Source organism: Halalkalibacter kiskunsagensis, from assembly GCF_037027555.1.
Taxonomy (GTDB): domain Bacteria; phylum Bacillota; class Bacilli; order Bacillales; family Bacillaceae_D; genus Halalkalibacter; species Halalkalibacter kiskunsagensis.
Window position 1 is genome coordinate 20934 of record NZ_JAXBLX010000051.1, and the last position, 11530, is coordinate 32463.

Sequence of the window (11530 nt, forward strand, 5' to 3'; positions counted from 1 at the left end):
TTGGAAGATGAAAAAACAAAGGAGTGAAAGTTCAATGTTGCCACAACCTGTCACAAATCCAGTTCTTATTTTTGCTATGGCTATGGTTGTTTTCTTAGTGGCTCCTTTGATTATGGCAAAACTAAGAATTCCAGGAATCATTGGTTTTATTTTTGCTGGTGTCGTTATTGGACCTAATGGATTAGGTTTGTTAGATAGAGATCCAACGATTGTCTTACTAGGGACTGTCGGACTACTATATATTATTTTTATTGCTGGTCTAGAAATTGATTTAGAAGGGTTTAAGAAGTATCGAAATAGAAGTTTAACGTTTGGAACTCTTTCCTTTATTATTCCTTTTATCATAGGGACGTTCGGAGCCTACTATTTAGGGTATACAATTGCAGGTGCAATTTTGCTTGGGTCATTGCTTGGTTCGCATACGTTATTAGCGTATCCTATTGCAAGTAGACTTGGAATATCTAAAAATAAAGCGGTAACCACTTCCGTTGGTGGAACCATTATGACTGATACACTTGCTTTGCTTGTATTGGCAGTTGTAGCTGGTTCTACCCAAGGTGAACTTACGGCGAATTTTTGGTTTGTCTTGTTTGTTTCTCTCATTGTTTATGTGGCAGGTGTATTTATTATCGTGCCAATTGCTGCCAAATTTTTCTTTCGCACATTGAGCAGTGAAGGGACTCTAGAATACATTTTTGTTATGGCTGTTCTCTTTGTTTCTGCTTATTTTGCTACGGTTGCAGGTTTAGAACCAATTATCGGAGCGTTTTTAGCAGGACTTGCGTTAAATCGATTTATATTTGAGCAGAGTCCATTAATGAACCGAATTAAATTCATTGGGAACTCATTGTTTATTCCGTTTTTCTTGTTGTCAGTTGGTATGTTAATGGATCTTAGTATTTTGATATCAGACCCTTCGGCTTGGAAAAAGGCTACGCTAGTTGTTGCATTAGTTGTTATCGGGAAATTTTTAGCGACTTGGATAACGGGAAAAATTTACGATTATTCAGGAGAAGAAGTCAGGCTCATGTTTGGGTTAACCATTCCTCAAGCTGCTGCTACACTGGCTGCTACTCTCGTTGGGTTTGATCTTGGGTTGTTTGACCAAGCAACGGTTAATGCGATTATTGTCATGATTTTAGCTACGTGTATGATTGGACCGTACACAGTCGAGAAATTTGCGAGAATCATTGCGATGAAAGAAGAGCAAAAGCCTTATGAACCATCTTCTGCACCGGAGAGAGTCATTGTTCCGATAGCTAATCCACATACAATGGAATCATTGATGGATTTATCATTTATCATCAGAGGTCAATCTCCCGAGCCTCTTTACACACTATCTGTTGCCCAAGGAGGAAGAGAGGATTCCTCGGCTAAAATAGTAGAAGCAGAAAAAATACTCAGTCATGCAGTTACGTATGCTGCTGGTGCTGAAGTTCCAATACAAATGCTCACTCGGGTTGATACGAATATTACATCTGGAATGATTCGAGCAATGGAAGAGTCGAGAATTACAACAGCAGTTATTGGGTGGAACGGAAAACTCTCTACTCCACAAAAGATATTTGGTGGTCTCTTAGATCAAATGCTTGAGCGTACGACACAAATGGTCTTAGTTTCAAAGCTTGGTCATCCTTTAAATACGACTAAACGAATTGTTATTATCATTCCATCAGGTTTTGATCATAAGGCGGGTTATTATCAATCTGTTCAAACTGCAAAAAAAATGGCCAGTCAATTAGGGGCTCCAATTTCTTGTCTTGTTGTGAAAGATAATGTAGCTACTTACGAAAAAACCTTTAATAAAATCAAACCAGACGTAAAAGTAACCTTGACTAGTCTTGAATCATGGAACGAATGGCATAATACATATATACCGTTGCTTAGGTCTGATGACATCGTACTCGTTTTCAGTGCAAGAAGAGGTACAATTGCTTGGCACCCTCAGTTAGAACGATTGCCGCGAGTGTTAGCTCATTCAGGACCAGAAAGCTTTATCATGGTATATCCTCCTGAAACAGAAGAAGTCGATTTGCGTGGAACAAGAGGAACCGCGTTGCCAAAAACATTTCTATCTAATAGTTCGTATGAAGAATAAGAAGTGAGGGAGCCGAAAAAGGACAAAAACGGACCAATCGATGAAGGCAATGGCTACGCACGCTAAAAGGTCAAGATGAGAAAGACGATCATCTTGACCTTTTAAACCAAAGTAGCGGCTTCCCTCTTGTATGAATCATTCTGGATTAGGGGAGACTATTTGGAAAAGTTGGGAGTGTGTGATAGATGATGGACGATGTAATGGTTATTTGCCCTAATTGTCAGGACAAGAAGCCCATATCAAACTTATTAACTGCTCAGTCAAATCAAAATATCATTTATAAATGTGAAGCTTGCTTGTATGAACGAAAGAATATTCAGACAAAAAAGGGTTAAGAGGGTAGGGTGTTGAACCTATCCATCAGTAAGCTTGTGTGATATAATAATTAGTACTTGGTATTAATAACTACTCGTAATGGAGGGGAAAAAATGATTCAACTTTCTTTAGAGAATCGTACATACGTAGTAATGGGTGTCGCTAACAAACGTAGTATAGCTTGGGGAATCGCTCAGTCATTAGCAAATGCTGGTGCGAGGTTAATTTTTACATATGCAGGTGAAAGATTAGAAAAAAATGTCCGTCAACTTATGGAGACATTAGAGCGGAAAGATCATCTCATCCTACCTTGTGATGTTACAGATGATAAAGAAATTGCAAAAACATTCTCATCAATTAAAGAGGAAGTTGGGACGATTCATGGAATTGCTCATTGTATTGCTTTTGCTAATAAAGATGAGCTAGAAGGTGAGTATTTAAATACAACGCGTGAGGGGTTTTTGCTTGCTCACAATATTAGTGCGTATTCACTTACTGCTGTGGCAAAAGAAGCACGTTCGCTTATGACAGAAGGCGGCAGTATTGTTACTCTTACATATCTTGGTGGCGAGAAAGTCGTTCGCAATTATAATGTAATGGGTGTTGCAAAGGCTTCTTTAGATGCAAGTGTGAAGTATTTAGCGAATGATTTAGGGAAAGAAAGTATTCGAGTCAATGCGATCTCTGCAGGTCCAATTCGTACGTTAGCCGCTAAAGGGATTGGTGGATTTAACGATGTTCTAAAAGAAATCGAAGAACGAGCTCCGCTTCGTCGGACAACAACGCAAGAAGAGGTAGGGGATACGGCATTGTTCTTAATGAGTGATCTCTCGCGTGGGGTGACTGGTGAACTGCTTCATGTAGATAGTGGATTCAATATCTTGTCTATGTCTTAGTTCTTGTACAGAGAGTGATTTTACTTTTTGTTCTTTCTTAAATAAAAAATAGCCCTCTGATTAAAAAATCAGGGGGCTATTTTTTATTTAAGGGGATGAAACGAGGCATACTAAAAATTTCATGTAAACATACGTTTAATATCGTTGCTGTGAACTACCAAAAGCCTGCCCGAATATCCAAGGCCAAAATCCGCCTCCAGGGTAACCGCCACCTGGATAGCCGCCTCCTGGGTAGTAAGGTGGTCTTGGTCTTGGCGGTCTACCTGGACGAGGTGGAATTGGTCCATAGTAAGGAGCGATTCCGACTAAGTCACTATTATGGACTTGGATATATTGCGGTCGATAAGATGGTGCTCGGTAAATGAACATAGAGACCATACCAGTACGACGATTGTAATCAGTTATATATGCAGTAACCTCACCGTAATTGGGTATGGATGTTGTAACCCATTGATTTACATATTGAGATACGACAACAGGCGGTAGGTACTGAACTGATGGTTGTTGCGGACCGTACATAAGAAGTTCCTCCTTTTGCTCTTTAGATTCTCTTTATCCTATGGGAATTATGAAAGTAGGTGAATGTCCACTTTTGAGAAAAGTGTTGATACGTAATGAAGAAAATGAAAAAGCGAGTGTTTTAAAGCCTGCTACGAGTGGAGAGTTCTCGTAGCAGGCGTGAAACGTGCGGAGTTTATAGCATTGGAAGCAGTGTTTCTTTAGTGGGAAAGGTTATGAAGCCTGAAAGCAAGCCATGGTTTTAAATTGACAGGCTCTGAATGATAAATGGTTTGTTTTCTAATCGGGTGCTTTCTGTAATAAAGAGTAACTACATGTCCAGTAGGAATGCTTGAACTTAGATCACAAACAGTATGATCTACAATGTCTTCAAATTGGATTGCAGGATCAAGGATGTGCCTCTTGTCGTTTAAGAGCACCTTTAATGATTTGATGGTTTTAGGAACATTTGAGTTTTCGTTTGATTCAATTTCTTCTGTAACGGTTTGAAGGAGGTTCTGAAAATGACTCATTGCTTCTTCTAAGTTTTGAAATGCTTCTTTCAATTTCTGATCGGTTTGTTCCACATTCTTCACCTCTTTAAATAGACTATTTTGTTTAAAGATTGCGTACAGCATATCAGAGACTGTCTTCTTTAAGGGAATCCCTTGAATCCAGCCTTTAATTTCAGTCACCTTTTATATCTATGTGGCTTATCCACTTTTTATCATTTAAATTCTAATAATTGTATTCAATAAGTATCAGGAAAAAGATAATTTGGGATTAAAAAAGAACCGACCAAATGTGTGACTATTGGCAGGTTCTTCTATCATAATTAAAGATACAGAATTGAGTAATTAGGTTATTAATGACTACCTATATTATTGAAGTTTACTCTTCCCCCCATTCATCGAGAAATTGCTGGAGGAAGTTTTCTAAAAACTGATGACGGAGTTCAGCTCGTTTTTTTCCTTCTTGTGTATTCATTAATTCTTTTAGTTTTAAGAGCTTTTCATAAAAGTGTCCAATCGCACTTGAGCGGCCATTTCGGTATTCCTCAATTGTTAAATTTTCACGAACCGATAAGGTTGGATCGTACATAGGATCACCTTTACTACCTGCATAAATAAACGTTCTTGCAACTCCGATCGCTCCTATTGCATCAAGGCGATCAGCGTCTTGGACAACTTGCGCTTCCATCGTAGAGACTGGTTGGTTGGTGCCACCTTTAAAAGAAATCGTTGTAATAATTTCAATTATATGATCTCGTTGCTCTTTCGTTGTGCCAATTGAAATGAGCCAACCAGTTACATTTTTAAGTCCTTCCTCAATACTTGTGACTACTTTATCGTCAATTAAATCATGGAGGAGGGCGGCTAATACGACAATTAGCTCATCGGCACCTTCGATAGCAGCGATTTCTTTCGCTTGCTTTGTTACGCGACGAATATGGTACCAATCATGTCCTGTTCTTTCAGTTTCAAGTTGGGACTTCACCCATTTTTCTGTTTGTTCGATCATTTGTTTGTTCATTTATTTGCTCCTTTCCTCTCGAAGTTGTTTTGGCGCGATTCGGTGCACTTCTCTCACGAATCGAGAGCGAAAAGCTCTTTTGCCACGTCTCATAATCGGGACGGAAATTTTTAAATTTCTTTCAGCCCTAGTCATAGCTACATACATGAGACGACGCTCTTCTTCCAGTGGTTTGTCATCCCCTTCACGCCAAGCATCAAGAGCGTAATCATGGGGCAATCCACCTTCGACCGCACCTAGTATATAGACGTGTTTGAATTCAAGGCCCTTAGCGCGGTGGATTGTCATCAACTGTGTAGCGTTTTGGTTATTTTTTTGATAACGAATTTCTTCATACTTAATGGTCATATGATCAATGTAATCTAAAAAGTCCTGAATGGTAGGATGTAGTTTTGCAGCCACTTTTAAATCACGAACATCGTCTGAACCACGTTCCATCTTATTGCCTTCATTGCCCTGCTTTTTCACATAGTCACTAAATCCCATTTCTTGTTCAATGAAAGCAATGGCATCCACTGGAGATTTTGTTTTTAACTGTTTAAATTTTTCCGGCATTGTCGATAGTTTTTTCGATTGAAATGGTTGAAGCCCCTGAATCTGTGGCAATGCTTCAACGAATGTGCAATCTTGTGTGATGCTATTCGCCTTTACTTCCTGGATAACTTGTTGTTTTAAAAACAAGGCCCCGAGTAAATCACTTAACGCAGTCGCGTCGTCTGGATTTTGAGCTAGACGTAAATAAGCGAGAACTTTTCTTACTGATTTTCGACGGTAAAAGGATTCTCCATCTGCATCTAATTGAAAAGGAATGCTAGATGAAACGAATCGTTCAATTAGAGCTCTGGCTGAACTATTTGTTCGAAATAAAATAGCAAAGTCAGAGGGGGATTCGCCAGCTTCAAGCTGTTTTTTGATATCGGTCACGATCATCGTTGCTTCTTCCTCTTCATCAAAAGGATAAAAAAGCAGTGGGGCCTCATTCGAAGAAGTTTGGGCATGTAATTGTTTTGAATATCGTGTGCGATTCGTTGCAATGACATTATTTGCTGAAGAGACGATCTCATGGTTGGAGCGATAATTCTCATCTAATACAACCATTTTTGTATTAGAAAACCGTTCCTTAAAGGTAAGAATATAAGATGGATCACTACCTCTAAATGCATAGATAGACTGGTCATCATCGCCAACGACACATAAATTCTTTGTCCGCTCACTTAGCATCGTGATAAGTTCAACTTGTACTTTATTGATATCTTGAAATTCATCTACGGATACATAAGCAAATCGTTGCTGATATCGTTTTAACAGTCTAGGATTATTCATTAACAATTCGTACAAGCCGAGTAACATATCATCAAAGTCGAATAAATTCTTGGCAAGTCTCATCTGTTCATAACGTTTATACAAATAAGCGACGTGCTCTTCCCACTTATCTTTTGTCTTCACTTGATCAGGGGATAGAAGATGATTTTTCCACCAACTAATTTGGGTTAAAGCTTGATCAAAGGCAAATTCCTTCTCATCAATATCAATTTCCCTACCAGCTTCTTTAATCATCGCTTGTCGTTGCCATTCTTGCTTCAATAAATTGGATGGAGCCCATTGTTCCGGTTCATGATGCATAAGCATCTTATAAAAAATACTATGAAAAGTGCCTATTACTAACTGATTAAGGACAGCTGGTTGAATTTCAGGATATGTTCGCATCCGCTCTTTCATTTCTTTAGCAGCTTTTGCTGTGAACGTAACAAGAATCATTTCTTTTGCGGAGTAATTTAACTCCGTCAGCATATAAGCAGTTCTAGTCGTAAGAACGCGTGTTTTTCCACTTCCAGCACCAGCTAATATAAGAAGCGGTCCTTCGGTTGATTGAACGGCTTCCCACTGATTGTTGTCTAGGAAAATACCGCTTTGCGCTAAAGTGTGTCGATATCCATTTTGGCCTACATTAGTAGGAAGCTGTCTTGGTGCAAATGCTGGAATTGCTTTTACGAATTCAGGTTCCTTCCAACTTTCATTTTCTTGATCTGAGGATGACGTAATTGTTCTTTTCTTAGGCATTTGGAATCCTGCGATAGATGTTTGTGGTTCATCATCTTTTGTTGTTGGTTGTTGCATCTTTTTTTCCATTAGTTGAGCTGTTTCCAGACATTCTTTATTTGCTTGCAAATGAATGAATGTTGGAGGAGTGAGGATGCCAAGCTCCATTCGTAGAGGTGAATGACAATGTATACAAGTGACCTCTTGTCGAATACTAGCCATATACAATTGTTGCCATTTCTCACGCTCACAGCTAGGAAGGTGAATGAGCTTGTCTTGGTGATAAGCCACTTGCATGATAGGGTCTCCTCTCGTCTATATATCTTGTCCTATCGTAGCAAATTTTGGCGCGGATGTGTGTTTCTTTTCATAATAAAAGAAGGAAATAAAAAAGAAAACTTGAAAGGATGAAGTGAGATGTTATCATTTTTTATTTTAGGGATTGTCGTTACAATTAGTGCCATTGCTTATTTTGCTTTTGGTTGGATAGAACACGGGCAGTTTCTCTATGCGCCATTTATTGCAGCTATCGTTGGCTTAAACTTTTTATTTATTAGTTCTGTGCAAGTAAGACGAGAACGATCAGAAAGAGAGGGAGGAAGACGAACTTCATGAAGTGGTTGAAGACAATAGTCCTCATATCTATTATACCGAACTCGATGTTAATGAACTTGTATAAGAGGCAATAATAGAATAAGGCATCATGGTAAAAAAATGTTTAAAAAAGTGGAAACATTCTAGAACGTTAATTTAAACAAAAAAGTCAAAAGTTGAAAAGGGTTCGGAAACTGTTGCTAAAAAAATCATGAAGATGATTTTCGTTGTGTTCGAACATAAGGTTGACGTGTTATGCTCTTTCCGCGTACATCTTCAAGATCAGATGTACAGCTAGGGCATCTAGTCGCTTTGTAGGCGATAGACTGACAACAATAAGGACATACTTTCGTTTTCATATTCATGAGAGGGTCTTCTTCTGGTCTTCTTATTCGGTTGATTTGTCTAACAAATAAGAAAAGAACGAATGCTACGATTAGAAAATGAACGGCGTGATTTAAGAAGACACCATAATTCAGCATTGGAATTCCTGCTTCCTGAGCCTCCACAAATGTATCGAAATGACGATCGGATAAATTAATATATAAATTGGAGAAGTCTACTTGTCCAAATAACAGGCTAAAGGGCGGCATAATAATATCGTCAACAAATGATTCTACAATCTTAGCAAATGTCGTGCCAATGATAACTCCTATACTCATGTCTATGACGTTACCTCTAACTGCAAATTCTTTAAATTCACTAAAAAGCTTCAATTTATCACCCTCTTTGCTTCGTAGTAACAACCCTATGCAAGAGGAAATGAATTATGCTAATGAAAAAAGAAACGAGCAAAGTGTTGTGTGCACTTAACTCGTTTCTTTGGTACTGGGCTAGCTGGATTCGAACCAACGCATGACGGAGTCAAAGTCCGATGCCTTACCGCTTGGCTATAGCCCATCGATATTTTTTATTGTGACCAATCGATTAAAAATTATGCAACAAATTTTTAATGAATAATTTGAATCAATTGGAGGGGGAATGATGTATCTAAAATATAATGTAACCGAATTGAAAATTTTCATTCAAGAAAAAGGATTTTTTTTATTTTTGTTGAATTTTTTATATTTAGATAAGTGAGTGGTAAACCTTACTTAAAGAAAAAGAGGTGGTAGATGTTGTATGAGATTGAACAGTATAGCAAACAGCTACTTAATGAAGCTGTAAAAATGAAAGTTACAGATCTGCATTTTATTCCTGAAGAGGAGTTCTTTTTAGTATTATATCGCTTGAATGGACGAATCGAGAGTTGGCGAAGGTTGCCTTTGAAAATGGCAGAAAGATTAATAAGCCATTTTAAGTATCGATCTGGTATGGATATAGGTGAACGGCGTAAGCCCCAAAGTGCTTCAATGGTACACGAGAAAAAAGGATTAGTATATTCCCTCAGGTTATCTACACTTCCCACTAGAAATAAGGAAAGCTTAGTCATACGTTTACTTCCCAATTTTACTACTCAATCATTATCAACCTTATCAATTATCCCTAACAAATCTAAAATTCTTCATTCAGTCTCATCATTAACTCATGGTCTCTGCTTGCTATCAGGACCAACAGGGTCAGGTAAGACGACAACACTCTATACAATTGTCGACCAAATTATCCAAGAGGGTGGAAAGTCTGTTATTTCAATTGAGGATCCAGTAGAAAGGTACATTCCCAATTCAATCCAAGTAGAAGTGAATCCCAAAAATGGTATGACGTTTGATGCCATTCTTAAAGCCTCGTTAAGGCATGATCCAGATGTGATTTTAATTGGAGAAATTCGAGACGAAGAAACAGCGGCACTTTCTATTAGAGCTTCGCTTACTGGTCACGTTGTCCTTGCTACTGTTCATTCTGATAGTTGTTTTTCTGCTTTAATGAGAATGTTAGATCTTGGTGTTTCGCGTTTTGATCTTATAGAATGCTGTAAAATTGTCCTTTCTCAACGAATTATTACTACTAAATGTTCTTTGTGTGAACGTATGTGTCATCCTTTTTGTGAGCGAGAACGGCATATGTCTAGAGCAGCATTATATGAAGTATTAAAAGGAGATGCACTTAGACAATCGATAACCAATGAAAAAAGACTCATTGATCATCCGTTTGTATTAGAGGCAAAAAAAGCATGGGCACTTGGTTATATAGAAGAGAAAGAGGTGTTGAAATTTGTTTCTAATTCTTTCTAAAACACAGTCTCGTAAGCAACATCTTCAAAATGTAGCTTCGTCATTTATTCGTATAGGTCGCTTACTTGAGCAAGGGTATCCACTTGAAGCAGCTCTGAGATTTGTTCAACTACATGTAATCCAAACAACAAGCGATCAAATTGATGAAGTATTAGTAAATCTAAAAGAGGGGCATTCCGTTCATGAGGCGTTCCGATCTTTTGATATTCCGGCAAGTATTAAATCGTTTCTGTATTTTTATGATCATCAAGGAAATTTAGCGCAAGGGTTTACTCATGCTGGAACATTGTTAGTTCAAAGACAGAAAGTTTTAGCGGATATATCGAAACTCCTAAGGTATCCTCTTGTTTTAATCTTCTTTTGTGCGCTTGTTTTGTTATTAATGTTTCAATTTGTTATTCCTCATTTTCGTTCTTTTTTTACAATGATGAACGATACCCCACCATTATTAACACAAGTCTTTTTCTCCTTTGTGAACCACCTGCCCTATATTGTTGGGGGATGTCTTGTAATTCTTGTTCCTCTCATTCTTTATTTAATTGTTAAATTCCAAAAGTTGTCGCCATACCAAAGAACGATGAAGCTTATGTCTGTTCCTTTTTGTAACGGGTATGTTAAAACTGTAATTACGTATATTTTTGCTTTGCAACTAGGGAAATTTATTAGTACTGGTATGTCTTTGCAACAATCGTTATTGCAATTTCAAAAACAAGATTATCTTCCGTTTCTTCAACAAGAATGCATACAGATCTCACATGAACTACATCAAGGGCAATCGTTTCAAGAGATCTTATATAATAAAGTGTATTTACGTACTGAATTAACGTATGTTGTTGACAATGGTGAGAGAACTGGTTATTTAGGGAATGATCTTGAGCAATATAGTGAGATTTTATTTCTGGAACTTGAGGAAGACTTAAAGAAGGGGTTCCGCCTCGTACAACCGATTCTATTTTTATTTGTTGGAGGGTTTGTCTTTTTATTATTCCTTGCAACGATGCTGCCTCTTTTCCAAATGGTAGGATCACTTTAAGTTTATATGAAAGGTTTCTTTGAAGTGCTCGACCTTCGCTAATGTGTGATAGGTCGGCCTTTTTTTGTTTATCAATAAATTTTCTTAAAAAAATTATAAAAAAGGTTGCATGTTTTGATTTTTATGTGGTATATTATTATTCGTCGCTGATGAGCGGCAAACATTTTTTTGAAAAATGATCTTGACTTTATCTTTTGATTGATGTTAAGATGTAAAAGTTGCTGTTGAAACAGTTCTTTGAAAACTGAACAAAAGCCAAGCGAAATAGAGAAACGTGTTTTCTCGTCAATTAAATCCTATCATTCGATAGGTTGAAATAACTTAGTATCGTTAGCGATACATTTTGAGCGAA

10 protein-coding genes and 1 tRNA gene are annotated in these 11530 nt (G+C 37.7%); 5 read left to right on the plus strand and 6 right to left on the minus strand.

The window, feature by feature from the left end; translation table 11 throughout:
- The first annotated feature begins 34 nt into the window (after positions 1-34).
- Complete coding sequence (locus SLH51_RS20870) at positions 35-2098, plus strand: cation:proton antiporter (protein ID WP_335963460.1); 2064 nt, start codon at positions 35-37, stop codon at positions 2096-2098.
- 431 nt (positions 2099-2529) lie between these two features.
- The gene (gene fabI / locus SLH51_RS20875) at positions 2530-3309 is read left to right on the plus strand and encodes an enoyl-ACP reductase FabI (protein ID WP_335963471.1); all 780 of its coding nucleotides are present in this window, start codon (positions 2530-2532) and stop codon (positions 3307-3309) included.
- Positions 3310-3444: 135 nt separating this feature from the next.
- On the opposite strand, the gene SLH51_RS20880 is transcribed toward fabI, so the two are convergent.
- From SLH51_RS20880 to SLH51_RS20895, 4 genes are all read right to left on the minus strand, one after another.
- Positions 3445-3828, minus strand: a complete 384-nt coding sequence (locus tag SLH51_RS20880; protein WP_335963461.1) for a hypothetical protein — start codon at positions 3826-3828, stop codon at positions 3445-3447.
- Positions 3829-4028: 200 nt separating this feature from the next.
- A complete protein-coding gene (locus SLH51_RS20885; RefSeq protein ID WP_335963462.1) occupies positions 4029-4502 on the minus strand; it encodes a hypothetical protein in 474 nt (157 codons plus the stop codon).
- 196 nt (positions 4503-4698) lie between these two features.
- Positions 4699-5340, minus strand: a complete 642-nt coding sequence (locus SLH51_RS20890) for an HD domain-containing protein (protein ID WP_335963464.1) — start codon at positions 5338-5340, stop codon at positions 4699-4701.
- Positions 5341-7677, minus strand: coding sequence for an ATP-dependent helicase (locus SLH51_RS20895; RefSeq protein ID WP_335963466.1), 2337 nt, complete (start codon positions 7675-7677; stop codon positions 5341-5343).
- A 120-nt stretch (positions 7678-7797) separates the two neighbouring features.
- Between SLH51_RS20895 and SLH51_RS20900 the strand changes: the two genes are divergently transcribed.
- Positions 7798-7995 (plus strand): hypothetical protein, encoded by a 198-nt coding sequence (locus tag SLH51_RS20900; RefSeq protein WP_335963467.1) that lies wholly within the window; start codon positions 7798-7800, stop codon positions 7993-7995.
- Positions 7996-8183: 188 nt separating this feature from the next.
- Here SLH51_RS20900 and mscL read toward each other — a convergent pair whose 3' ends face one another.
- Both mscL and SLH51_RS20910 read right to left on the minus strand, forming a co-directional pair.
- Positions 8184-8690, minus strand: coding sequence for a large conductance mechanosensitive channel protein MscL (gene mscL, locus SLH51_RS20905; RefSeq protein WP_335963468.1), 507 nt, complete (start codon positions 8688-8690; stop codon positions 8184-8186).
- 112 nt (positions 8691-8802) lie between these two features.
- A tRNA-Gln gene (locus SLH51_RS20910) sits at positions 8803-8874 on the minus strand.
- A 215-nt stretch (positions 8875-9089) separates the two neighbouring features.
- On the opposite strand from SLH51_RS20910, the gene comGA reads away from it, so the two are divergent.
- Both comGA and comGB read left to right on the plus strand, forming a co-directional pair.
- Positions 9090-10145, plus strand: a complete 1056-nt coding sequence (gene comGA / locus SLH51_RS20915; RefSeq protein ID WP_335963469.1) for a competence type IV pilus ATPase ComGA — start codon at positions 9090-9092, stop codon at positions 10143-10145.
- Positions 10126-11178 (plus strand): competence type IV pilus assembly protein ComGB, encoded by a 1053-nt coding sequence (gene comGB, locus SLH51_RS20920; RefSeq protein ID WP_335963470.1) that lies wholly within the window; start codon positions 10126-10128, stop codon positions 11176-11178. Before comGA ends, comGB begins: the two co-directional genes overlap by 20 nt.
- Positions 11179-11530 lie beyond the last annotated feature (352 nt).

What these genes read in the sequence shown, in the direction of transcription:
- SLH51_RS20870 (WP_335963460.1), top strand. Translation starts at nt 35, where the DNA reads ATGTTGCCACAACCTGTCACAAATCCAGTTCTTATTTTTGCTATGGCT.
- SLH51_RS20880 (WP_335963461.1), bottom strand. Translation starts at nt 3,828, where the DNA reads ATGTACGGTCCGCAACAACCATCAGTTCAGTACCTACCGCCTGTTGTC.
- SLH51_RS20890 (WP_335963464.1), bottom strand. Translation starts at nt 5,340, where the DNA reads ATGAACAAACAAATGATCGAACAAACAGAAAAATGGGTGAAGTCCCAA.
- SLH51_RS20895 (WP_335963466.1), bottom strand. Translation starts at nt 7,677, where the DNA reads ATGCAAGTGGCTTATCACCAAGACAAGCTCATTCACCTTCCTAGCTGT.
- SLH51_RS20900 (WP_335963467.1), top strand. Translation starts at nt 7,798, where the DNA reads ATGTTATCATTTTTTATTTTAGGGATTGTCGTTACAATTAGTGCCATT.
- comGA (WP_335963469.1), top strand. Translation starts at nt 9,090, where the DNA reads ATGTTGTATGAGATTGAACAGTATAGCAAACAGCTACTTAATGAAGCT.